Genomic DNA, 23,806 nt, shown 5'->3' on the forward strand with positions numbered 1-23,806 from the left:
GACGTTTGCTCTATCGGAATCAGGTGTGTCATATCCGCAGCGGCATGCAATTTCTCTTATCGTTGTCACCTTCAGGATGCACACACAGTAATGGCTGTACATACAATGGGTCTACCATCAGGCCTAGTAGATAATATTGATCTTGTTATTCGTCAGGATGCGCGCGAATTAATCGAGCGTATTGAGCAGGGACTAGCGTCTGAGCATCTATCAAAATCTGCTTATCGTGAGTTGGGTAAGTTGCTTGAGCAAGTGCCTCATCTAGAACTTACCAATGATCAAATGTTGATGCCAATGATGCAATTGGCGGTCAGTTTGTTGTTGCCGACAGATGCGACACCGAAAAATAATCAATCTCCAGCTATGTCTATGGCGGAGCGAGTTTCTTTGGCTCGGGACATTCGTAAACGCATTGCTCGTGAGATCCGAATTTATCGAAATCCACTGGTGGCTGTGCTTAGTGCTGGCGGGTCCCCTGCTGCACAGTTGATTTCAGGCTTGACGTGGTTCACAATCACAATCTCATTATTGATTGGCAGCACCACCGCCGCCCGCATGTTTTTATCGAATCAATATAATATTGGCTACCAGCACGGCATCAACCATGCTCAACCCATTGATAAAGCTGATGATGAAGCTGCGGGTGAACCCTCGGAAACTGGCGATGCCCTAGTTGTGGGCGAGTCATCAGGTTCTGCCACCATCGCTGAGGGAGAAGCCAAGGGGTCCCAGGTGGAACTGTTTTCGTCTCAAGAGTGGCAGTACATTCAGCTGGTGCTGGCGGCTGGTGGTTTGGGCAGCATTGTCAGTGTGATGCTGCGATCGCGAAAACTGGAAAACCGTAATCGGTCCCAGTCAGTGATTCCCTTCTTTATCGGTTTCTTTAAGCCAGTGGTGGGTACCGCCTTTAGCTTGCTGGCCGTGGCCCTGATCGAATCAGAGATTGTAGTCGTGTCCGGATTTAGCCCCAGCGAAGCGGAGACTCAGTCTAAGTATCTGTACTTTGCGATCGCATTTATTGCTGGATTTAGCGAAGTATTGGTACCCGATTTCCTGGCCCGCACCGAAAAGTCGATGTTATCGGGTGGGGATAGTAACAAAAAGGATGATCTCTCCTAGGTAGATTCGGATCATGTATGACGGCCCCGTAAAGAGGACTACGGGGCCGTTCTGCATTTGGCGCTTGTGCAAAACTCAAGTTATATCGCCGTTTTGTTGTTCCTTAATAGTCTATGCTAAAGCCTATTTTTCTGAGTTTATTGATATTGAGCACAATCCTGGTAACGCATGTCCAAGCAGCTCAACGATATGGTGCGATCGCTATTTCTCATTCCGGTGATTGGGGAGTAGCCACTAACTATTTATCTGTCAACAGCGCTGAGCGGGAAGCTCTACGTAGCTGTGGAGACATTAACTGCTCCGTTCGGGTATCATTCCGAGGCTGTGGTGCCATTGCTGAATATGATCGTACGCTTTCTTGGGGAGTAGCTTCCACATTAATCCGCGCTAGAGGACAGGCCTTAAGTGCTTTAGAAGGGCAAGGCGAGATTCTTGCCGAAGTATGTAATCGTGAGAACTAAGGTTTAGGAGATACTAAATCTAGTTTGATTTGTCTAAATTTAGATCAAAAGAGGCAATGGTACATTTTTACCATTGCCTCTTGTTGTTTAAGTAAGTCTTACTCTAACCTTTGCTCATCTATTGATATTTAACTATTGAGAAATCTTGACGACTAATGGCTTTTCAGAAGATGAAAACCGGTTGGATGGCATCGGTAAAGGTTCTGAAGCTATCTGTTTCTCTTGCGCAACTTTCGTTAAATCTATCCCCGAAGTTAAGTCTATCTCAGCACTAGTAACGTTCGTTAATTTTTGGAACGGTGATTTTGCTAAAGAGCATGTTTTCCAAACAGATTGAACGTGTACTCCAAATTGCGAACATTCTCCTCCACGGCGACCAGTAGGCGTATAAAACCGGCACGCACCGCATCGCGCAATTTCACCTTTTTTAATACTCATGAAAAAAATAATTGAGAGACTCACTAAACGCCTTAACTTTCGTCATTGTGGATTAGTTAATGTATAGGATTCAACATTGGGAAAATGTTAAAAGCTTGATACGCCAAGACTCGGCAGTTAATTTAAGTTCGTTATCTTCATTAATGTTTTCTTTATATTTTCTTTAAATAAATCAATGTTTTGAAGGCGTCTGGGATCATTTACTGATGGGTGATCCCCATAAATATTACCCGATGAGATAGATGGAATTACGGCTGTTAAATTTCAAAAAATATCTATCTGAAAGCTTGAACTGTAAAATTATTTTTGCTTATTTATTGTTGATTGCTATTTCCAAGTTTTGGCGATGCATAGGGCGCACATTGTCCATCTTGCGATTTCTCCAGGAGGGCAATGACAATGGCATTGTGGACAAATCTCTTGGGATTCTTGTTGTTTCTTTTTCATATTTGCCCATAGAGCATAGGCTTCTTCAGGTGTTTTTGTTGATGTCTCTTGAGGTAATTCTTCGGAATCTGTTTCTCCAAGATAGCTAGGGTGAGCCTTGACCCAGTCGCTGACGGGTTGCGTTTTGCGTACAGGTTTGGTGTGCCACTGAGCGCTGGAAAAGCGAATGTCATGCAAAGGAACTGCTATGAGGCGATTGAGTTTATGAAGAATGCGTCGACGCTCCAGGGTTAGGGTTTGAGTCCAGGATGCATTGGCGACGGTAACATAAAGGATGTGGCGCTGAATGCTGACAGGTTTTGTCTGGCGGGCGACGACATACCCCACAGTTTTCGGCCAATATTCAACAACTTGGGCAAACTGTCGTCGGGATTGCCAGTTGGGGTGGGCTTCAATATCTGTAATGAGCGATCGCAATCCAGAAAATCCCATCCTTACCTCTTGCTAAAACAAATTACTCTCATGATGTACGGACTTTGCGGCTAACGTCCCTTAACTAACGTGCTAACGTATGGTCTATCAGCAGACGCTGCCCGCTTTTACCTGTTATTTTAGCTGTGCTCCATGGCTTCTTCCTCAGACAACACTCCCCCTCCCATGCCTCCTCGACCCGGTTCAGGGCCGGAAACTGAGATTGATCCGCAGCTAGAAAGTGTTCTGCGAAATCTTAATGTCAATCTTGAGGATGAGCTCACCCGCTATCGGCGTCAACGCCATGGGCGAGTACCACCGCCGCCACCGCCACGTCGGGCGGCCCACCGTAACACGCTTGACTTAATTTCTGTGTCAGTATCAACACCGGCAGCAGCGTCAGATGCCGGGGGAACGCTTAAGCAACCACCTACACCGCCACCGCCACCGCCAAACCCCTTCCTGAAGGATGCTTCTGAGTCATCTGGTCTAGAAGATGAACTGCCGCCGACTCTGGATCAGCTTGCGGATGTTGACGAATTGACGTCGGACGTGGCGGAGTCTGAGCAGATGGATGCTGACACGGATGTCTCTGCGTTGTCGGTGCCTGCTAACGATATGCCGGCAGAAGGCTATTTAGAATCCTCAGAAGAGCTGTTGAAGAGTATTGAGGAGGAGCAGGCTGATCCAGAGTCGGTGCCTGAACCCTATTCTCCTGGGCGCAAGAGTAATATTTTGTTGAAGCTAGCAGGCTTGGTGTTGGTGCTGTTGGCTGGTATCGGTGTTGGGTTTGCCATTACCTCCCCAGCACAATTGCAAAAACTGCGATCGCAACTCTGGCCAGCGAGCGAAACCGAGCCTGTTGATGCTGACACTGACACTACTGCTGAGGGTGCAGGTGATTTGCCTGAGGTACCTGCCTCTACTCAGCCAGCGGCCACTGCTCCGGATCCTGCCTCCGATGGCTACAAGCCGCCAGGTCCCGATCTGTCTACTCGTGAGTTTAAAGAGCTTGATAGCGTCGAAGATCTAGTGACCTTAGATGTTGATGGTGTCAATGGTTCAACCTCTGCTCCGGTGACATCGCCATTGCCTAATCCAGCACAGTCTCCATTGCCAGCACCCGGAACCGCTGCTGCAGATAGTCAACCGGCTGTTACTAACAATCCGACAACGAGCCCGATCGGTACAGAAACAAATTCTGCGGCTGTGCCATCAGCCACACCAGCCCCTGCTACACCAGCACCGACAGCCACACCGCCCCCTGCTCTCACCACAGCCGTAACAGGCTCTAATTTCTATGTGATTGCTAGCTACACGGGGGATGCTTCTTTAACCAAGGCACGTGAGTTAGTGCCCGACGCTTTTGTGCGGAACTTTAAGGCTGGTGCTCGTATTCAGCTGGCAGCCTTTGATAATCGTGCCCAAGCTGAAGAACAGGTGCGATTTTTGACCCAACAAGGTGCAATTGTAGAGCTCTTTGGCCCCACGAACGAATAGCCCCCCTGCTATCCTAAAAATGGTGCTGTGTGTGAGTTGCGCAGCATCATTTTTGCGTATCAAGCTAAAAACTTCCATGGGATTGCTAGATCGTTTCTTTCGAGTGGTACGTGCCAGCCTTAACGATGCGCTCAATGGAGCTGAAGATCCAGAGAAGCTGCTTGAGCAAACGACGGCGGATATGCAGGAAAATTTGCTGCAACTGCGGCAGGCAGTAGCGGTTGCGATCGCAACTCAAAAGCGCAACGAGCGGCAGTGTGAGCAGGCGAATGCCCAAGCCCGTGAGTTTTACAATCGTGCCCAGAGTGCCTTGGTTAAAGGGAATGAGCCCCTAGCACGTGAAGCTCTCAACCGCCGTCAAAGCTATTTAGAAACGGCCCAAGCTTTGGGGGGGCAGCTGCAACAGCAGAAAGATACCGTGAAGCAGCTAAAAGCCAATATGCGCACGCTGGAAACTAAAATTTCCCAGGCGCGCACCCAGAAAGATATGTACATTGCGCGGGCCCGCTCAGCGAAAGCGAGCCAGAAGCTGAACGAGATGATGACTCAGGTTAATCAAGGTGCATTTGATCAAATCGAAGACAAAATTTTATCTATGGAAGCCAAGGCAGCGGCAGCGGCAGAACTCAATGATCTCGGTCAAGATGCCCTAGAGAAGAAATTTTCAGCTTTAGAATCTGGTCGTGACCCCAATCAAAATCCAGTGGATGCTGAGATAGCCGCCATGAAAGCTCGCCTGAAGTTACCTGAAGGTTGAAGCAGATTATTGTTCGATTTCTGTAGTCCAGTTCTTATAGTTCTGATAATGGTTGCCGACTGTTCGACTGCTTAAAGACAGGGAGTGTGAAGTGAAACGTACTCCCCGCTTGGGGAGCTGAATCAACCCAAATTTGACCATAATGAGCCCTAACAATGCGCAAACATAGGGCTAACCCAAGGCCATAACCATCCTGGGACTGATCTCTCTGAAGCCGAAAACTCTCCTCAAAAATACGGGCTTGTTTATCAGCGGGGATACCGGGTCCCGTATCTTGAATACTGACTTGAACCTTCTGAGTGGTGCGATGTAATGCCGTAATCATCACATCACCCCCATTGGGCGTATATTTAATCGCATTATCCAAAAGATTCACAATCACACGACGTACCTGATTGATATCGGCATGCACCTGGGGTAAATCCTGGGGAATATCGAGGCCAATAGTCTGTTGCTTGTTTTTGACTTTAGTGATCATTGAATCCACGACTTCTTGGCAGAGCTCCTGTAGATTCAACTCTCTTGGAAAAATATGGAGATCAACGCTGGGGCCATGGGCTGCCTGCAAAATATCCGTGATCATGCGATCAATGGAGCGGATCTGAGTTTTGGCGTTGCGCAATAGTTGCACCGTTAGCTCAGGCCGGAAGCGCGCACGACGCTCATGGTTAGGGTCATACCCCATTTCTAGGGTCTCAATAGCGATGGAAGCTGCCGTTAGTGGGTTGCGTAAATCATGGGCCAACATTGCAATAATGCGATCCTTGAATACTAGCTTGGCATTCGCTTCAGCATTGAGTTGCTTAAGCCGAAAAATTTCATCTGATAGGTGAATGATTTCCGTTGACTGAGCAATTGACGGATTATTGACAAGATGACGTTCCGAAGTATCACCGTCGTTTTCAACTTCTGCCTGCCAGCGTGACCACCAGTAGTCAATCTGAGAAATAATGTCACTGCCGGTTAGTGTTTGGCGTCCTCCCTCCGAAATTTTAATGAGGGTCGGAGTCACGACTAGCTTAAAGTGTTCAGCCAAATAAGGCTGCTCACTAACATCAATGACCTCCAAAACCGGCTCAATTTTACTTTCTAAACCTTCAATATGCTGACGGATCTGGCGAATTTGCTCAGCAGAACTTGGCCGCTTATCAATAAACAGCAAAAGCTTTAGCGGCACTTCAAGGGACGGCATAGATGAACGTTTGACTCCTGCTCAGCGATACGGCATATCCAATGGCTGGGTGCCTAGCTAGCCAGTTATTCTTTTAGCCTACATCGTTCCAACGATGGATGACGGTGACTCTTTCAAAGAATTATGCAGAACGCCCCCTAGTATTCCAGACAGAGTACACTCTATGCCAGTTATAAAACCCTCCCATACGGAATCAAAAGCCTCAAATTTGTAGGGAATGATAGCGGTAATTTGGCTAACTGACATGAATGCAATCGTTAAAGAGATATTAAAGGAACGCTGCTAATCAGGTTTACCCATAAATTTCTCACCTACAGTGAGAGATAAGAGTTTCCTTTTTGATCGCATTCAGTCATTCGTTAGCGGTACTCGGTAAATACAGTGAGGCGCGCTGGTCATGCAAGTGTTAACAGTTATTCAACGTCACATCCGTCAGCAACGTATTCAGAAACAGATATGCGGAAACACTTTGCGTACAGGGGCTCTGCTGGTGGGAACTGCAACGTTGTTAGTTGCCCATGCCGCTAATGCCAGAATGTCCATGCAACCGTCGCTAGAGGTTGATACGGAAGTCATCCACCCTCTATTAGCTCAGGCTGCCCCGTCTGTTTCTACACCCCTCAGCAATGGCATTTATCTTTTTGGTGAACAGCCTTTACCCGATCAGTTGCAAACTGCCTACATGGTATTCGAAGCACAAGCAGGTGAAGTTGTAGGAGCGTTCTATTCTCCACATTCCTCATTCGATTGTTTTCGAGGCAGTGTAGAAAACGCACAGCTTTCCTTGGCGATTACTGAAACCTATTCCCAAGAGGAATATGATTATGCCCTCGATCTCGAAGATACCGCTGTTGCTGGACCAGGTGGACGTCAATTTGCGATTGAAGGGTTCCATCAAATTGACACTGTTAGCGACAACGATCTGCGTATGCTGAACACCTGTCAGGCCCACTATAGTCCGACGATCTAAGCAGATCAATTTCACTTTCGTTTAATCAGCTACAGTTTCTTCTGGTGAGCTCATTTATTTTTTTCCTTAGTAGCATTTGCTAACTATCCAAAGATGCAGAATGAATGCCTTGGCTATTTGCCTAGGCATTGTTTTATCTTGGTAGGTGAAATTTTTTGACTTCCCTGGTCGTAAGTGTGAACGCAGCAGAACAAGCACGAAGCATCGAGTATGCCAGTAAAATAGCCGCTATTGTGGGTGCCTTTAAGGGGCAGCTTCCTGATTTACGCTCTGACCTTAAACCCTGGGCAAACGATCCCGATACAAGAGAGCTCGTTGATCCTGATTCCATCGATATCGGGTTTCATTTCCCTGGCTTTAGCCGCTCATTCAACTGCCGTAGTCTTCTCGTGCAGATTCGTCTTCATTCAGTGGCTGAGGGGACAACCCAAGGTACAGCGGATGCTGTAGCAAATATTGTCAAGGCGATTGGTGTTGAAGTCGTTGGGTTTAACCACCATGGTGAACAGTGGCATCTTTCTACCATTAACAACTGGCAGTTTGAAGGTGTAGCTCCACCTCAGGCTAATGCTGGGGAAAAAATCAAGCTTTGCTGTCGAAAAATTTTTCAGGTGTTTAACCCAGAACCCGAGGTTTAGTGGAGCCTGAGGTTTAGTGGAGCCCAAGGTTGCGTAGGGAATGCGTTGTGCTTCCCCATTCCCTTACTCCCTACTACTGTTTACCCTGAGCAGTAGGATAGTTGAGTACACAGTGACTCAATGCAATGAAGACCGTTATCCCCGTCGAGCTACCCCAAACTCAATATGACATCAAAATTGCTACTGACGGGCTGCAATACTTAGGCCCCTGGCTCGCTGCCGCTGGTAAAGCTGGTAAGGTGCTGCTTGTTTCTAACCCTGCTATTTTTCAACACTACGGCGAAACCGCCTTGACCTCTTTAACGGAGGCTGGTTTTGAGGTTAGTCAATGTGTTTTACCTGCTGGAGAGCAATACAAAACTCTACAGTCTATCGAGAAAATCCATAGTGTTGCGTTTGACCACCATTTAGAACGCAGTTCTACCATGGTGGCTCTAGGTGGTGGTGTAATTGGCGATATGACGGGCTTTGCTGCAGCCACCTGGCTACGGGGTATTGCGGTTGTTCAAGTGCCTACTTCATTACTAGCCATGGTTGATGCCGCCATCGGGGGCAAAACTGGCGTGAACCATCCTCAAGGAAAAAATCTAATTGGTGCCTTTCATCAGCCGAGTTTGGTGCTGATTGATCCCAGTGTTTTGAGCACACTCCCTGAGCGTGAATTTCGCGCTGGTATGGCTGAAGTCATCAAGTATGGAATTATTTGGCATGAAGGTCTGTTCCATCAGCTAGAGCAAGCCGAGCGCCTCGATCAGCTGTGCTTTGTTAGTGAGGCTCTGCTCCACGATATTCTCAAACATTCTTGTCAGGCTAAAGCCGATGTTGTCAGTCAAGATGAAAAAGAGGCTGGACTGAGGGCTATTCTTAACTACGGCCATACCATTGGCCATGCGATCGAAAGTCTGACCGGTTACAAATCCGTCAACCATGGTGAAGCTGTCGGCATTGGCATGGTTGCAGCGGGTGCGATCGCAACCACCATGGATCTTTGGCCCCAAACCGCCACCGACCGACAACTTGCCATCATCCAGAAAACCAATCTCCCCACCAAGCTTCCCGCCACCCTCAACATCGACGCCATCCTCAATGCCCTCCGCAGCGACAAAAAAGTTAAATCTGGCAAAGTCCGCTTCGTCCTCCCCAAACGCATCGGCGAAGCCTGCGTCACGGATCAGGTGACCGATGACGTTATTCGAAGTGTTTTGGAAACGATGTTCTAGGGGTGGAGAGGCAGCGGGCAATGGGGAGTAGGGAGACTCTTTTCCTCAGATAAACTAGAGCTGAGATCAATGTCGAACGACGATTACTCTTTTACGGTGCGTAGCGAATGCGTAGCAGCGTAATTCCCTTAGATTCCATCCAGGGTAACCACAAGGGCAGTCCCTACACCCCCATAACCACCATGCAAACAAAAGCAAACCCAACCACTAATCTCGAATTCCCTACTCGTACCGCCACCGTCACCCGCACCACCAAAGAAACCGACGTCACCGTCACCCTCAACGTCGACGGCACTGGTCAGTGCAATGCCAACACTGGCATTCCCTTTCTTGACCACATGCTCCATCAAATCGCCTCCCATGGCCTCTTCGACCTCGACATTCAAGCCAAAGGCGATCTCGAAATCGACGACCATCACACCAACGAGGATGTTGGCATTACTCTCGGCATGGCGCTGCACCAAGCCTTAGGTAATCGCACAGGCATCGTCCGTTTTGGTCACTTTGTCGCCCCCCTAGACGAATCCCTGATCCAAGTATCGTTGGACTTCTCCGGTCGCCCCTACCTCGCTTATGGCCTCGATATCCCCACCCAGCGCGTTGGCACCTACGACACCCAACTCGTCCGCGAATTCTTCATGGCTGTCGTTCATCACAGCCTCATGACGCTGCACATTCGTCAGCTTGACGGCATCAATTCCCACCACATTATTGAAGCCACCTTCAAAGCGTTTGCCCGCGCTATGCGCATGGCTACCGAGATTGATCCCCGTCGTGCCAATGCAATTCCCAGTTCCAAAGGCGTTTTGCAAGTGTAATCACGACTCAAGCAAACAGCCGGTAGAATAAGTACAAAAGTACCTGTGACTAAAACAGGGATAAAGCCATGACAGCGATTATTCCTAACACCCAGACATCTCAGAGTCTTTATCCCAGCGGAGATGGCATGCCTGTGGCTGAAACCTTTGACCATCTCTATGCTCTGCTGATTACATTGGAAGTTTTACGTCAGTATCTGAAAGGTCAGCAAGCGACTGTTCTTGGTAATCAATTCTTGTATTACGCCCAGGGGCTACCCAATATGCGAGTAGCCCCTGATGTGATGGTGATTTTTGATGTAGAACCCGGTGGTCGTGACAACTACAAAATCTGGGAAGAAGGTTCGGTTCCAGCCGTCATTTTTGAAATGACCTCCCAGGGAACTCGACAAAAAGACGAAATTAGCAAGTACGACCTCTATGAAGCCATGGGGGTGCTTGAATATTGGCAGTTCGATCCCAAGGGTGAATGGATTACTGACCGGTTGCGAGGGTACCGCCTGGAAGATGAGGCCTATAAAAAAATTACCGATAGCGTCAGTCAGGTGCTGGGGTTACGATTAGCCGCAGTAGGCACTCTGATTGAGTTCTACGAGTTAGAAACCGGGAAAAAGCTCTTAATTCCTGATGAACTTAAGAAACGCGCTGACCAAGAAGCCCAGCGGGCTGACCAAGAAGCCCAGCGGGCTGATAGAGCAGAAGGTGAGTTAGCAGCACTCAAGGCAAAACTCAAAGCTCAAGGGATTGAGCTAGATGATGAATTGCAGTGATGGCGATTAGGCCATAGGTAAAGTTAGCAACGTATCCCTATCTTGATAGACCGTTAGGGTAATAATCCGCTGATCTATGGTTGGCACGGTATCTAAAGGATAAATTTGTGTTCCAGGGTTAACGGTATAGGCTGGAAAGCAAGCTGCACTGAGGCTTAACCGTAAGGCTTGGCCAGCCATCAAGCAAAAATAGGTGGGTTGCAAAGATAGAGACACGACTTGTGCTTGTCCCCCATGAATACGTGTATAACCCTGTGTCAAATTAAACACTCGATTATCAGGGTAGACCACTGACAGCACGGCACATAGGTCATAACTAGGGGCATCAGCCTGAACTTTAAGCGTTGTCGTCACGTCCCCTGCTACAGCCAAGTCTGCTTCCAACAAAGCAGTTGTATAGGTCAAGACATCGCTGCGACCGTCTAACGCACTGCGCTCAAAAGATCCGGATGGAAAGCTTGCATGTCCTCCCAAGGAGGGCACAGGTCGCCATGGATCATGAACCAATACATCAGGCACTGCAGTTACAGCTGGATCTTCGCAACTGGATGGCACTAAAGCGCCATCATCTTCACGCATGGCTGCTAGACCAGAGCTTTGCAAGCGATAGGTTTGAGTTGCAGATTCACTTGGCCACTGCTCAAACAGTCGCCATTGGTTGCTGCCCATCTCAAAGAGATGTACGGGGCGCTCATCCAGGGGGGCCACATCTTTTTTATCGGTGAGCCAACGATAAAACCAACAAATTTGTAATCGATCAATGGGGTTCATCGCCTCAGGACCAAAATCCACCTCCCCTACCTTTCGACTCCAGGGAATATGGCTCCAAGGGCCCACCCAAAAATGTTGAGGATAGCGGCTTGATGCCATTTCCTTAAATAGGCGGATATCCCCTGTGAGATAAGGGTCAAACCAGCCACCCACATGGAGCATTGGCAAATCGACATTCGTTAAATCGGGCTTAAGTGACTGCCAGTAATCATCGTTTTGGGGATGTGCCAACCAGTCATGCCAAAAAGAATCAGGGGCGTATTGTTTGATGACATCTGGATAGGCAGAGATGGGACCGTTGAGCGGCAAGTTACGAGAAGCGGCTCGTAAGGCGTTAAAGGCAGTTTTGTCTCCTTTTAAGCGAGCGGTTTCTGCGGCTAATTGAATGGCCCAGCCTAAACCAGCCTGCAAACGTAGTGCACCATTTTCATACGCCCAATCTTGGTAAAGGTCGTAACCCACCATGGCCGGAGCTAATGCCTTAAGAGCTGAGGGCTTAGCCTGAGCTGCATAGAGCTGGGTCATCCCCTGATATGAAAACCCATACATGCCAACCCTGCCGTTGCTTCTAGGTAACTGAGCGGCCCACTGAACGCTGTCGTAGCCGTCGTCTACTTCGTGGGCAAACAGGTGAAACTCTCCCTCTGAAGTGCCGCGCCCGCGCACATCCTGAATCACGACAATATAGCCCTGGGCGGCGTACCAGGTGGGGTGAGCATAGACAACCGTGGATGCGATCGCACGACCATAGGGCTGTCGCATCAGCAATACAGGCCACGGACCTTCGGCATCGGGATAATAAACATCTGCATCCAGACGCTTACCATCCCGAGTTTTTAATGAATGTACCTGTTTGGGTTTGACGGGCAGAAAATCAGACGGCATTAAATACTGTGGGTACGTCCTAAAACAGCCATGTCTTCTTCATCTAACTCTGCCGGTATCCCATCACGAATTAATTCCGCAAAGTCCTCATTAGGTACCATGACGCTGAGTAGATAGAGTCGTTGTGGACCAGTGTTTTCAACAAAATGAACACCGTAAGATGGTACTAGGATGCTATCGCCAGTTCTAATTGTTGAACTTTTACCATCACAAACAACTCGACCTTCTCCTTTGATCACATAAAACATTTCTACGGCCACTTGGTGTCGATGGATAGGGGTTCTGCCACCCACATCAAAAATTTCTACACAGCAGGTTAACTTGGCATGGCCCAGGGTAGGATCTACCAAAAGTGCTAGTCGGTTTTTATCATCAGGACTAATGCGAAATACCTGATAATCGCTGGGGGACTTTAGAACGGGTAAAACGCAGCTGTTAGGCAGATCACAGGTACTTTCCATTATGCAAAATCATGCAGATATTAGCGGCGCTTCTTCAGCTTAGAAATCACCCTTAACCCTAGGGTAGTCTTGCAATAATTTTTCACTTAGGAACCTTCTTTACTGCCAAATTAGTGACATATACCTACCAATTTTGTGTTGATTTCCTGGCATGAGGGCACAGTTTTGCTCCTGAGACGTCACAGCTACAGCAAATACATTGATTTTTCTATCTTCACTGCCAATTGCTGAATCGCACATATCTTCTGTGGACTGATAAAATAGGCCATCAACGCTGTGGTTTATGGCTAAGGTTGCTATTTGCTCAGAAAATCATCACAGATGCTTTACTGTTTTTGACCAATGTCCTTTGGAAAGCTGTAATGTGCATATTTGGCCAACCGCCTTCATATGTCTGAATGAGAAGGGTACACTCTAGCTGAAACCAACGTTTCTTATTTAATCAGAGAGTTTTTAGCCTTTAATATCATTCGATTGCTAGATGCTTGTTAATGACTTTGGTAGGACTTCAATGCCATGAGTAGTAGAACTAATAGCCCATGGGGGAATGCCAGTATGGGACTAGGGACATGGCACTATGAAATAAACCTCTGCGTCGTATCGGTGTAATGGTTAAGGCTGCTAATTCTATTGCAGATATTTTGGTGATCGATGATGATCCGATCATTCGACGTATCCTTCAGCGGATGCTGCAAAGCCAGGGGTATCGCGTTGCTATTGCAGAAACCGCTGCCGATGGCCTAGAGCAAGCCTTGGTGATCACGCCACCAGTAATTTTATGCGATTGGCGCTTACCTGGATCCATCGACGGTTTGGAAATTTGCCGTCGATTGAAAGAGCATCCAGATTTGTCCATGAGCTCGTTTCTGCTGATTACGGCCCATGCCGAGACGGCCAGTCGAGTCGAGGCTCTAGAAGCAGGGGCAGACGACCTGTTAATGAAGCCCATCGACATGGCTGAGCTTAAGGCCCGAGTTAAGTCTGGTATGCGATTGTGTCAGCTTACTCGCGATTTGAAAGAGCAAAAGCAGTATTTAGAGAATGAGCTGGCGGAAGCTGCTTCCTATGTGCAGTCGCTTTTGCCCAGGGATACGGATCAACCTCCGGTCAAGATTCAAACTCGCTTTTTGCCATCGCAACAGCTTGGGGGCGATTGTTTTGATTTCTATTGGCTAGATCCTGACTATCTGGTGATATATCTGCTGGATGTATCAGGCCATGGTTTAGGGGCAGCTTTATTGTCCACCTCTGTGCTGAATGTGTTGAGATCGCAATCTTTGCCAGGCACCAACTTCTATCGACCTGACAAGGTGCTTGAAAGTTTGAACAACATGTTTCAGATGACGGCTCAAAATGAAAAGTACTTTACCATTTGGTACGGCGTCTATAACCGCGTTAATCGCCAGCTGATGTATGCCAGTGCGGGGCATCCTCCAGCTGTGCTTCTGTCTCCGCCCCCCCCTCCTAATACAACTGATGTAACTGCGAATGGTAATGGTGGTGGCGCTCCCATGGCTGAAACAATGCGTCTGCGTACCCCTGGTATGCCCATTGGCATGATGCCCGGTACCACCTACACCTGGAAACGTTGTTCGATTCCAGACAACAGCTATCTCTATATTTTCAGTGATGGCGTCTATGAAGTACCTGAAACATCCCTGGCTGAAACCGGAGAAATTCTGGGTTTAGATAGCTTTATTGATCACATTGTTAAATGCCCGCGACCGGGGCAGCTTGATCAGTTAATTAGCCATGCCACTATGCCCAGTATTGATGTTGGGCAAGATCTCTCAGACGATTTATCGCTACTAGAAATTAATTTTAGTTAGAAACACGTAGGGGCGTTCCATGGAACGCCCCTACGTGTTTCTAACCTTGTGAAGGGTTTAATGCTTGAAGTCTGTCGGACCTTGATAGCCGGATGCTTCAGCTAAGGTTGTCAAGGTTTGAGTACCAGGTAAAAATTGTCCGTTGACCTCCCATGTGGGAAAACCGGTAACTTCAGGTACAGATCGGCACAGGGCTGTCTGGGAGTCAGCACCATCCTCAGCACATTCAATGTAGGGCATATATTTCTTGGCTTCCTGTCCGAAGAGCTGTTTTTGATCAAAACAGTGGGGACACCAGTAGGCACCGTACATTTTTGCCCCTACCTCCTTTAAATGCTTCGCTAGGGCAACTTCAGCAGGCCCAGATGTATTGGTAACGGCAGGGCCGGTGTTGCCAACACTACTAGCGGTTGCCGCTGGTCCATTAATACTGATGGAATACATCCCAATAGTAGCCACCAGGGTGACCATTCCCATTATCACGCCACGAAAAACAAGAGCTCCCTGGTCTTCCCATTGGCGACCTAAGAGCGTTAGCAAAAACATTAAGAATGTAAATGTGGCGGAGGCTATACAGTAGAGACAAGCGGCCTTGAGTTCGGTAGCCAGTAGATACATTAGGTATCCACTGAAGACCATCATGCCTGTAGCTCCGATAAACAAGAGCGGCCAGGTTATATCTTCTAGCTTTTGACGCTGCTTAATCTTCTCTTTGTTCAATAACAGTGGCCCTAGGGACAAAGCCACCATGGATAGATAGGCGAGGCAGCCAAACAACGTTAGCGGAATACCAAAAACGTCTGCGTAGGCACTATTCAGTACTTGGTCACAACCCTTTACAGGGCAGGCAGCATCATTACCCATTAGCTTGATCACCGTTAGGTAACCTGTGCCTAAGGCTCCAACGGTTGCGATCGCACCAATAGCTGGGCGCGACCAACGATAAATCCCACGAGTTTCTTTACGGCGACGTCCCATAGTTTACAGATAACTCTAAGCTCATCAAGATCAACAAAAGCAGGGTACCCCAGTAGACAGGCTGCGCCCCCGACTGCATCTTAGACAAAAAACAGGGCCTTCGGTAGAGATATTCCAGAATCATCCCTGTAGGGGCCTTCCATGGCCCCCCTACGGGGATGACGATATTGCATCCACAAATTGGCTTACACGATTAGGATCGACAGGTTGTTCAATGTGCCCCCATCGTTTTAAAGAACTAGAAACAATTACACCATCTGACGATTTCATCAATTTAGGAATATTGTCCACGGTGGCACCACTGCCGATTAACACAGGGATGTTGCCCGCAACTGCTTTCGCCGTTGCTAGATCCTGATGGGTGGGCGGGTGGCCCGTGGCACCACCAGAAACAATCACAGCATCTGCCAAGCCCCGATGGATAGTATCAGCGACTGCATTGGCCATGGCTGTGTCCGGACTGATGGTACCTACAGGGGTAGCATGCTTAACTAGTACGTCAGCAAAGACCTTAATATCACGACCTAATTCTCGGCGATAACGCATGAGTCGATGGGCATCTCCCTCGATTACACCCTGATCCGTAGCCATTACTCCAGTTAACACATTAACCCGGATAAACGCAGCGCCGGTACAGGCGGCAATGGCCAGACCGCTCTGGGCATCGTTACGCAATACGTTAATACCTAGGGGAAGCGTTACTAGCTGTTGTATACGGCTGACTACAATGGTCATGGCACTGACCACAGCAGGATCTACCGATCCCTTTGTAAAGGGTGCATCAAAAAAATTTTCTATAATAATGCCGTTAGCACCACCGGAGGCCAGAGCAACGGCTTCTTGGACAGCACGGTCTACTACGGCCTGTAATGAGCCTTGCCAGCGAGCCGATGCGGGTAAAGGCAGTAAATGAACGACCCCGATCACTGGCGTTGATGTCTTAAAAAGTGTTTGTAACTCCACAGATCTCAAAAGTTTTAGTTATTGCATGGATCGAGATTATTTACCAAGGATGATGATTGCAGCCGTTCTCACCCAAACGTATTGGCCATTGCATACAGACATAACACAAGCTGCTTTCCCCGATAAATCAACCCTTTTCAGGTAAGACCCACAGAATTGTATAGTTATGTTATAATTTCCTCAACCGGGCCAAAACAATCGCTACCCGTTCAACAGCTCAGTGATAGGGTAGGGTGCTGAGTCATCCGTGCGATCGCAACGCCTGCTTGGAGACCAGCATTCTGTTTTTTGTATAAAAGAATTTATGGTTCGTAAACCAACCGTTGCTATTACTCACCTAGGCTGTGAGAAAAATCGAGTCGATAGCGAGCACATGTTAGGCCTTCTGGTTAAGGCCGGTTATCAGGTTGACGCCAATGAAGAACTTGCTGACTATGTAATTGTTAATACTTGCAGCTTCATCGAAGCTGCAAGGCAAGAGTCGGTTAGAACGCTAGTAGAGTTAGCTGAAGCTGACAAAAAAATTGTTATTACGGGCTGTTTAGCTCAACATTTTCAGTCAGAGCTGCTAGATGAGATTCCAGAAGCCGTTGCGCTGGTTGGGACTGGGGACTATCACCGCATTGTTAATGTGATTGAGCGGGCTGAAGCTGGTGAGCGAGTTAAGGCTGTTTCTGCTGAGCCTACCTACATTGCAGATGAAACAGTGCCCCGTTATCGCACAACTAGTGAAGGCGTTGCCTACGTTCGTGTGGCAGAAGGTTGTGACTATCGCTGTGCTTTTTGCATTATTCCCCACTTGCGTGGCAACCAACGTTCTCGCCCCATTGAATCAATTGTGGCAGAGGCCCATCAGCTGGCCGCAGAAGGGGTTCAAGAATTAGTGTTGATTTCCCAAATAACCACTAATTATGGTGTTGATCTCTATGGCAAACCCAAATTGGCAGAGCTGTTGCGGGCTTTGGGGGACGTAAATGTGCCGTGGATTCGTATGCATTATGCCTATCCCACGGGTCTTACCCAGGAAGTGCTTAACGCGATTCGAGATACACCCAATGTTTTACCTTACCTAGATTTACCTCTACAGCATTCTCACCCTGAGATTCTGCGAGCTATGAATCGTCCATGGCAAGGGCGTGTGAATGATGAAATCATTCAGCACTTAAAGACTGCTTTGCCTGGTGCGGTGCTGCGCACCACGTTCATCGTTGGTTTTCCCGGTGAAACAGATGCTCACTTTGAACATCTCAAAGCGTTCGTGCAGCGTCATGAGTTTGACCATGTCGGTGTATTTACCTTTTCTGCTGAAGAGGGGACTCCAGCAGCTACATTACCAAATCAAATTGATCCAGCAATTATGCATCAACGGCGGGAAGAGCTAATGCTGGCTCAACAAGAGATTTCTTTTAGGCGCAATCAAGCTCAGATTGGTCAAGTTGTGGATGTTTTAATCGAGCAAGAAAACCCAAGTCAAGGTGAATGCATTGGCCGTTCTGCTCGGTTTGCTCCTGATGTTGATGGCCTTGTGTATGTGCAAGGTTCGCCGCCTTTAGCTCAGATAGTACCTGTGCAAATTCACGGGGCTGATACCTATGACTTGTTCGGTACAGTCCTATCTGACGATGCCTCGGTTGCGGTCCAAGCGCCCGTAAGTGTTTCTCTTTGAAATTCCCGCCTGCACTCAATGACCTCAAAGGAGTCTAAATGACATTGTCTTTTGCTGACCTCGGGTTATCCGAACCCCAAGCGCAACATTTGGATGAACTTGGCTTTAAGGAGCCCACACCCATCCAGGCTCAAGCTATTCCACACATGCTTGCTGGGCATGATGTAGTGGGACTAGCCCAAACAGGCACTGGCAAAACAGCTGCCTTCTCCTTGCCGATCTTGGAACAGGTCAACATTAACAAGCGTTCTGTGCAAGCATTGGTGCTCACTCCAACCCGTGAACTTGCTATGCAGGTTTGCCAGGCAGTGCAAGGTCTCAAATACAACTCTCAGCTACGGGTATTACCCGTCTATGGTGGGCAGTCTATCGAACGCCAGCTTAGTCAGCTTCGCCGTGGTGTTCATATGGTTGTTGGTACACCAGGACGCGTGCTCGATTTGCTCAGCCGTGGGGCTCTAAGTTTTGAGCAACTGAGTTGGCTAGTGTTAGACGAGGCTGATGAAATGCTCAACATGGGCTTTATTCAGGATGTAGAAAACATCCTGAGTCATGCTCCAGCAGAGAGACAGACTGCCTTTTTCTCCGCTACTATGGAACCGGCAATTCGTGAGTTGGCGGCTAAGTTCTTAAAGTCGCCGGTGACGGTGACGGTTAAGTCTCAAAATACTGCACCTAAGCGCATTACTCAGCTAGCCTATGTAGTTCCCCCTGGTTGGAGTAAGCCACGGGCTTTGATGCCAATTTTAGAAATGGAAGATCCAGAGTCAGCGATTATTTTTGTGCGGACACGACGCACAGCAGCTGAACTGACTCGTCAATTACAGTTTGCAGGTCATAGTGTGGATGAATACCATGGTGACCTTAACCAAGCTCAGCGGGAGAGGCTGCTGCTACGCTTTAAGCAGGGCCAGGTACGTTGGGTAGTAGCTACTGACATTGCTGCTCGAGGCATTCATGTAGATAACCTGACCCATGTAATCAACTATGAGCTACCTGATAATCAGGACAGCTATGTTCATCGCATTGGTCGCACTGGGCGTGCCGGGCAAGAAGGGCGAGCTGTCTCCATTGTGCATCCTTTAGAGAAGTATCAGTTGCGGCAAATTGAGCGTCATCTGAAGCAGGAGCTAGCTTTTTGTAAGGTGCCAACTCGGGCAGAAATTGCTGCTCGCTCCCTAGAAAAACTACAGACTCAAGTTAAAGAAGCTGTTACCAGTGAGCGGCTGGCTTCCTTCTTGCCCATTGTCTCTCAACTCACTGAAGATTACGATCCTCACACAGTGGCAGCAGCGGCCTTGCAAATGGCCTATGACCAGACTCGCCCTGTTTGGATGCGGGGTGATAAGGAACAATACCTGGCTGAAGAAGAACCTCGTCGTCATCGTCATCGTCGTCATCGTCGTCGTCGAATTGAGACACCCGCATCGTAAAAAGACTTTACCAGACCAGTAAAAACTGGATAAAGTTATGCCCAATAAATTGATACCTCGCCTAAGATAGGCTTAAAGCCTGTTCTTGGTGGGGTGTCATACTATGTTGGTGATTCTGCTAGACAACCAGGTGATTCCGTCAGCATCTGTATGTGCCAGCTGCTTAATGGCAAATCAGAGCGGTCAACCTCGTTTTAATGATGGGAAGCTAGGCTGTGCCAGACAATTGGAGTCTGCTACACCACTGCCTCAGTATCAATGTCAGATGGGCTTTCGGTTGGCTAACATAGAGTCATTTCAACAGTGTGAGCATTAGCATCAAGCTACGCTATGCTGAGAGCGAGGTTTGCAAAAATCACTTGAGCATTATATGACTTGGCGTAGCACCACTGAAATTTCTGACAAGATATTAGGTTCTTTGCCTTATCTAATCGCTTTATTAGACGCTCTTCGAGTTGGCCCAACTCCTTGGGGGGCCTTTGTTAACTTGATTAGCAATTTCCCAGTGCTGGAGCCTGTTGCTACTATCCTTATTGCTCTTGTCGTACCAGTTGAGTTTCTCTATAGTCTGGTGCCGTTTGGTTTTGGTTCGATTGTTGTCTTCTTTGCACTATTTTTCTTTGTGGTGCGCAATCCCAATATCAGTCACTTCATTCGATTCAACACTTTATTGTCAATTCTGATTGGTTTTATGATTACCATCGGAAGCGTTATCCTGAGCCTGATCAACTTGCCAGGTTTAGGTTTAATTAGTGACACGCTCTATAATGTCTTGCTATTTGGTGGTCTTGCAGCTGTTATCTACTCCATCGCTCAGTGTGTGATGGGACGTTATCCTGAAATTCCTACCATTTCGGAAGCTGTGCATATACAACTTGGCCGCTTTTAAGACTTTGGTTTAGACCGAATGCTGGCAGCTCAAGACTCCTCTGACGGTTTTATCTGGCGATTTTAAATTTTTTAAATGGTGATGCCTTGCTGCTAATATGGAAGACCCTTGCTTGACATGCTTTTTTGTCAAGCCATTTAGTCCATAAGGAGCAGTATGAGCCATTTTTACGAAACCATGTATATTCTTCGGCCTGACATTAGTGATGAGGCCGTGGATAATACCATTGGTAAATACCAGGGCATGATTAAGGATAAGGGTGGTGAGGTATTAGAAACCCAACACCGAGGTAAGCGACGCCTAGCTTATGAAATCAATCGTTACCGTGAAGGGATCTATATTCAAATGAACTACCAAACTCCTGGGGATACTATTGCCCCTATGGAGCGCGATATGCGTTTGAGTGAGGATATCATTCGCTACTTAACGTTGGTGGTTGATGAGCCCCAAGAAGCTGAAGCTGATGAAGTTCCTCCTCAGGCTGCACCTCTAGGTTCCTAAGTCAGTAATTGGTTCGGTGGCCTTATTCTAAAAGCTAATTTCTTTAAGTGGTCGCAGCTATGACAAAAGGCTGCGGCCTCTTAGTTTGCAGGAAATTACAAACCTATAGAATAAAAACCTTGCATTTTGCGAAATTGATGCTAAATTTGTGGGCACTTAGGTGTTGGCTTCAATGCTTTTGAAGTTAGTAAACATTTTTTGTTCTGTTATTTAGGGTGTATTGGTGGGCTTTACTTTAACTAACGTTGAAATGTTTGGCTGCCAGCTTGTGCAATGTTTGCTGTTACACTTACGCTCAAATGATTTCGGTATGACTGCCAGTTTTCTCAAAACTAATCTGTGAGGAAATTTGTCATTGTGCTGGTCAATACTCTGAATCAATTGACGACAGTTTGAAAAGTTATCGTTACTACTGTTAGGAGTGATCTCGTGCCCCAATTGACTAAGTTGAAAGCGTCTGATTCCCAGGTAGAAATTGCTCGCTTGCAAGAAGAATTGCAAATGCGGGATCAGCTAGTCCAACAGCTATCCCAAGAATTGTTTCGCCTGGTAAAGGGGAATCAAGACTTTCTGCCATCGACGGATGTTTCTGAGCGTCATCAGGCTGAGGTCAGGGCTCTACGAGAACAGCTGCAAGGTGTAGAAACTCAGGTAGCGTTTTATCAAGAACAAATCGAGAGTCGAGATGAAGAGAATCATCAAATGCGGCAGACTGTTCAAGAGCTCACTGACCGTACTCGTATGCTTGAGCAGGTCGTTCAGGAATTACCGAAAATCTATAAGCAAAAGTTTGCTGAGCGTATGCTGGAGGTAAAAAATCGAGTTGCTCGTATTCAGCAAGAAAACCGTCAACTGAATGCTGAGTTGCAAAATGTTAGCTATCGGTTGGCTGTGAGAACTCGCCGTACTCAGCACTGTCTGGATTTACCTACATTCCCTCAGTCGATGTTAGGGGCTACACCTATGGCCAGTTTTTCCGAGGCTTAAGGGTTTCCGTAATCAATACTTTAACTTAGTCATTAGCCTTCCCGACTGGGAGGGTTTTTTATTTTTAGCCAGTGTTATGGGTATTACTTAGGATCTTTTTGGGTATTCATTTGTATAGAAATAGTTTCGCTAGAGGCTGTCTAGATGAAATTCAGTGGTTTGCATCACGTCAGCCCTCACACTTGTAAGAAAAATGAATAAAATAAACGAAAGATAAACCTGTATCTATGCACACTGTCCCATTGACGTTTGACTTCTTTTCCCTTGAAACGATCCAAACATTGGCTCAGGACTATGGCTATTGGGCCATTTTTTTTGGCATTATGCTCGAAAATATGGGACTACCTTTGCCGGGGGAAACAGTCACATTGGTAGGTGGATTTTTAGCGGGGAGTGAAGAGTTAGTCTATCGTTGGGTTTTATCGAGCGCGATCGCAGGTGCCGTTATTGGTGACAGCATGGGGTATTGGATTGGGTTTTACGGTGGTTGGCCATTGCTTTTAAAGTTGGGCACTTTCTTTCGTATTGATGAAGCTGCCCTCGCTAAAATTCGTGAGCAGTTTAGTCAAAATGCCGACAAAGCTGTGATTTTTGGCCGATTTGTAGCGTTGTTGCGTATTTTCGCAGGGCCTTTAGCAGGTATCGCTCGGATGCCTTACTGGAAATTTTTGTTGTGTAATTTGTTGGGAGCTAGCCTGTGGGGAACAGCGATGGTGAGCTTGGCCTTTTTTGTAGGCCGTTTGATTCCATTGGCTACCTTGGTGGGTTGGGTCACTCAATTTACAGTGGCAGCCCTGGTTCTGGTGACTATTTGGATTACGGTTTTATGGTGGTTAGAACGCCGTCAGCATACGCCAGCCCCTGACTGATCCGCTAACTTACCTAGCTACCTATAGTTTCTAGACTTCCGTTTTAGGTGCATGCGCTGATGTTGCTTGAGTGTACCAGTGAAATAATTGGCACAGGCAACAGATGAGGTTTAGCCATGAGCGGCGTCGAAGTTATTATTTTTGGGGCAGGGCCAGCGGTTGGGTTAGTCATTTCTTTTCTCGCTTGGCTGTTTGAAGGCTATGACACAGCTAATAGCGAGAATCCTCAAACTTATAACCATGACTGGATTTAATGCCTCAATTGATTTTGGTGACGGGGCCTGCCCGCTCTGGTAAAAGTGAATGGGCTGAGCATTGGGCTGAACAAACCCATAAGCACGTTATCTATGTGGCTACATCGACCGTGTCAGTTGATGATGTTGAGTGGCAACAGCGTATTGAGCAACACCGAGTTCGTCGTCCTGAGAGCTGGCAGACGTTAGAAACTCCGAAAAATTTGGCGAATGCTATCCAAACTGCTGAGGCTAATAGTTGTTTGTTAGTTGACTCTCTAGGGACTTGGTTAGCTAATTGTCTGGATGAAGATGATAGCTGCTGGCAAATGTCTGTCAATGAGTTGTTAACAGCTTTGGACCTGGCTGTTTGTGATGTGATTTTAGTTGCGGAAGAAACAGGTTGGGGGATTGTGCCTGCCTATCCCTTGGGCCGTATATTTCGTGATCGTTTGGGATATTTGGTGCGTCGGATTGGTGCGATCGCAACCGAGTTTTATCTAGTGACAGGGGGGTATGCCCTTGATCTCAAACGTATAGGCACACCGCTACCACATAAACACTGAGGTAAAAACCTTGGGAGAACCCAATTATGTGGAC

Annotated in this window: 26 protein-coding genes; 19 read left to right on the forward strand and 7 right to left on the reverse strand. The window is 47.5% G+C overall.

The annotated features are described in order from the left end of the window. Window positions 1–90 precede the first annotated feature (90 nt). Window positions 91–1,119 (forward strand): hypothetical protein, encoded by a 1,029-nt coding sequence (locus U2F10_RS13715; protein ID WP_499059379.1) that lies wholly within the window; start codon window positions 91–93, stop codon window positions 1,117–1,119. A 113-nt stretch (window positions 1,120–1,232) separates the two neighbouring features. After that, entirely contained in the window at window positions 1,233–1,580 is a 348-nt protein-coding gene (locus U2F10_RS13720; RefSeq protein WP_163661899.1) for a DUF4189 domain-containing protein, read from the forward strand. Between the two features lie 132 nt (window positions 1,581–1,712). On the opposite strand, the gene U2F10_RS13725 is transcribed toward U2F10_RS13720, so the two are convergent. Both U2F10_RS13725 and U2F10_RS13730 read right to left on the reverse strand, forming a co-directional pair. Continuing rightward, window positions 1,713–2,018, reverse strand: coding sequence for a hypothetical protein (locus U2F10_RS13725; RefSeq protein WP_163661897.1), 306 nt, complete (start codon window positions 2,016–2,018; stop codon window positions 1,713–1,715). 327 nt (window positions 2,019–2,345) lie between these two features. After that, window positions 2,346–2,897, reverse strand: coding sequence for a DciA family protein (locus U2F10_RS13730; protein ID WP_163661896.1), 552 nt, complete (start codon window positions 2,895–2,897; stop codon window positions 2,346–2,348). 132 nt (window positions 2,898–3,029) lie between these two features. Between U2F10_RS13730 and U2F10_RS13735 the strand changes: the two genes are divergently transcribed. Beyond that, on the forward strand, window positions 3,030–4,376 hold the full coding sequence (locus U2F10_RS13735) for a hypothetical protein (RefSeq protein WP_499872446.1): 1,347 nt from the start codon (window positions 3,030–3,032) through the stop codon (window positions 4,374–4,376). Window positions 4,377–4,452: 76 nt separating this feature from the next. Then, window positions 4,453–5,133, forward strand: a complete 681-nt coding sequence (locus U2F10_RS13740; protein WP_163661892.1) for a PspA/IM30 family protein — start codon at window positions 4,453–4,455, stop codon at window positions 5,131–5,133. A gap of 34 nt (window positions 5,134–5,167) precedes the next feature. Here U2F10_RS13740 and U2F10_RS13745 read toward each other — a convergent pair whose 3' ends face one another. Then, a complete protein-coding gene (locus tag U2F10_RS13745; RefSeq protein ID WP_163661890.1) occupies window positions 5,168–6,325 on the reverse strand; it encodes a histidine kinase in 1,158 nt (385 codons plus the stop codon). Window positions 6,326–6,722: 397 nt separating this feature from the next. Here U2F10_RS13745 and U2F10_RS13750 point away from each other — a divergent pair, with 397 nt between their 5' ends. From U2F10_RS13750 to U2F10_RS13770, 5 genes are all read left to right on the forward strand, one after another. Then, on the forward strand, window positions 6,723–7,295 hold the full coding sequence (locus U2F10_RS13750; protein ID WP_163661888.1) for a hypothetical protein: 573 nt from the start codon (window positions 6,723–6,725) through the stop codon (window positions 7,293–7,295). Between the two features lie 176 nt (window positions 7,296–7,471). Next, window positions 7,472–7,933: a Tery_1686 family protein gene (locus U2F10_RS13755; RefSeq protein WP_163703386.1), complete on the forward strand. Its 462-nt coding sequence runs from the start codon at window positions 7,472–7,474 to the stop codon at window positions 7,931–7,933. A 125-nt stretch (window positions 7,934–8,058) separates the two neighbouring features. Next, window positions 8,059–9,153, forward strand: a complete 1,095-nt coding sequence (aroB, locus tag U2F10_RS13760) for a 3-dehydroquinate synthase (RefSeq protein WP_163661886.1) — start codon at window positions 8,059–8,061, stop codon at window positions 9,151–9,153. Between the two features lie 182 nt (window positions 9,154–9,335). Further along, window positions 9,336–9,971 carry an imidazoleglycerol-phosphate dehydratase HisB gene (gene hisB / locus U2F10_RS13765; RefSeq protein WP_163671558.1) on the forward strand — a complete coding sequence of 212 codons (636 nt, stop codon included), beginning with the start codon at window positions 9,336–9,338 and terminating at the stop codon, window positions 9,969–9,971. Window positions 9,972–10,039: 68 nt separating this feature from the next. Next, window positions 10,040–10,741 carry a Uma2 family endonuclease gene (locus U2F10_RS13770; RefSeq protein WP_163696672.1) on the forward strand — a complete coding sequence of 234 codons (702 nt, stop codon included), beginning with the start codon at window positions 10,040–10,042 and terminating at the stop codon, window positions 10,739–10,741. Between the two features lie 6 nt (window positions 10,742–10,747). Here the strand turns inward: U2F10_RS13770 and U2F10_RS13775 are convergent, their stop codons facing one another. Together U2F10_RS13775 and U2F10_RS13780 are read right to left on the reverse strand one after the other, a co-directional pair. Then, window positions 10,748–12,397 (reverse strand): CocE/NonD family hydrolase, encoded by a 1,650-nt coding sequence (locus U2F10_RS13775; RefSeq protein WP_163661882.1) that lies wholly within the window; start codon window positions 12,395–12,397, stop codon window positions 10,748–10,750. After that, window positions 12,397–12,858 carry a cupin domain-containing protein gene (locus U2F10_RS13780; RefSeq protein ID WP_006515866.1) on the reverse strand — a complete coding sequence of 154 codons (462 nt, stop codon included), beginning with the start codon at window positions 12,856–12,858 and terminating at the stop codon, window positions 12,397–12,399. The genes U2F10_RS13775 and U2F10_RS13780 overlap by 1 nt, the downstream gene beginning before the upstream one ends. Window positions 12,859–13,466: 608 nt before the next feature. On the opposite strand from U2F10_RS13780, the gene U2F10_RS13785 reads away from it, so the two are divergent. Continuing rightward, entirely contained in the window at window positions 13,467–14,687 is a 1,221-nt protein-coding gene (locus U2F10_RS13785) for a PP2C family protein-serine/threonine phosphatase (RefSeq protein ID WP_250565610.1), read from the forward strand. 57 nt (window positions 14,688–14,744) lie between these two features. On the opposite strand, the gene U2F10_RS13790 is transcribed toward U2F10_RS13785, so the two are convergent. Both U2F10_RS13790 and btpA read right to left on the reverse strand, forming a co-directional pair. Continuing rightward, complete coding sequence (locus U2F10_RS13790; protein WP_163696668.1) at window positions 14,745–15,665, reverse strand: vitamin K epoxide reductase family protein; 921 nt, start codon at window positions 15,663–15,665, stop codon at window positions 14,745–14,747. A gap of 150 nt (window positions 15,666–15,815) precedes the next feature. Beyond that, window positions 15,816–16,628, reverse strand: coding sequence for a photosystem I biogenesis protein BtpA (gene btpA, locus U2F10_RS13795; RefSeq protein WP_499872448.1), 813 nt, complete (start codon window positions 16,626–16,628; stop codon window positions 15,816–15,818). A 304-nt stretch (window positions 16,629–16,932) separates the two neighbouring features. Here btpA and rimO point away from each other — a divergent pair, with 304 nt between their 5' ends. The 9 genes from rimO to cobU all read left to right on the forward strand — a co-directional run bounded on the left by rimO (window position 16,933) and on the right by cobU (window position 23,772). Then, a complete protein-coding gene (gene rimO, locus U2F10_RS13800; RefSeq protein ID WP_163661876.1) occupies window positions 16,933–18,294 on the forward strand; it encodes a 30S ribosomal protein S12 methylthiotransferase RimO in 1,362 nt (453 codons plus the stop codon). Between the two features lie 38 nt (window positions 18,295–18,332). Further along, window positions 18,333–19,727 (forward strand): DEAD/DEAH box helicase, encoded by a 1,395-nt coding sequence (locus U2F10_RS13805; protein ID WP_006515861.1) that lies wholly within the window; start codon window positions 18,333–18,335, stop codon window positions 19,725–19,727. Window positions 19,728–19,830: 103 nt separating this feature from the next. Further along, window positions 19,831–20,043, forward strand: coding sequence for a hypothetical protein (locus tag U2F10_RS13810; protein ID WP_250564847.1), 213 nt, complete (start codon window positions 19,831–19,833; stop codon window positions 20,041–20,043). Between the two features lie 54 nt (window positions 20,044–20,097). After that, window positions 20,098–20,616, forward strand: a complete 519-nt coding sequence (locus tag U2F10_RS13815; protein WP_163661872.1) for a Tic20 family protein — start codon at window positions 20,098–20,100, stop codon at window positions 20,614–20,616. Window positions 20,617–20,772: 156 nt separating this feature from the next. After that, window positions 20,773–21,117, forward strand: coding sequence for a 30S ribosomal protein S6 (rpsF, locus tag U2F10_RS13820; protein ID WP_163661870.1), 345 nt, complete (start codon window positions 20,773–20,775; stop codon window positions 21,115–21,117). Window positions 21,118–21,546: 429 nt separating this feature from the next. Continuing rightward, window positions 21,547–22,104, forward strand: a complete 558-nt coding sequence (locus U2F10_RS13825) for an Npun_F5560 family protein (RefSeq protein ID WP_163661868.1) — start codon at window positions 21,547–21,549, stop codon at window positions 22,102–22,104. A 242-nt stretch (window positions 22,105–22,346) separates the two neighbouring features. After that, window positions 22,347–22,973, forward strand: coding sequence for a DedA family protein (locus U2F10_RS13830; protein WP_163671556.1), 627 nt, complete (start codon window positions 22,347–22,349; stop codon window positions 22,971–22,973). 116 nt (window positions 22,974–23,089) lie between these two features. After that, window positions 23,090–23,227: a hypothetical protein gene (locus tag U2F10_RS13835; protein ID WP_499872450.1), complete on the forward strand. Its 138-nt coding sequence runs from the start codon at window positions 23,090–23,092 to the stop codon at window positions 23,225–23,227. Then, window positions 23,227–23,772, forward strand: a complete 546-nt coding sequence (cobU, locus tag U2F10_RS13840; RefSeq protein ID WP_163661864.1) for a bifunctional adenosylcobinamide kinase/adenosylcobinamide-phosphate guanylyltransferase — start codon at window positions 23,227–23,229, stop codon at window positions 23,770–23,772. The genes U2F10_RS13835 and cobU overlap by 1 nt, the downstream gene beginning before the upstream one ends. The last annotated feature ends 34 nt before the right edge of the window (window positions 23,773–23,806 follow it).

Origin of the sequence: Leptothoe sp. EHU-05/26/07-4 (genome assembly GCF_043421015.1) — a bacterium.
In the GTDB taxonomy this organism is placed as follows: domain Bacteria; phylum Cyanobacteriota; class Cyanobacteriia; order Phormidesmidales; family Phormidesmidaceae; genus Leptothoe; species Leptothoe turfae.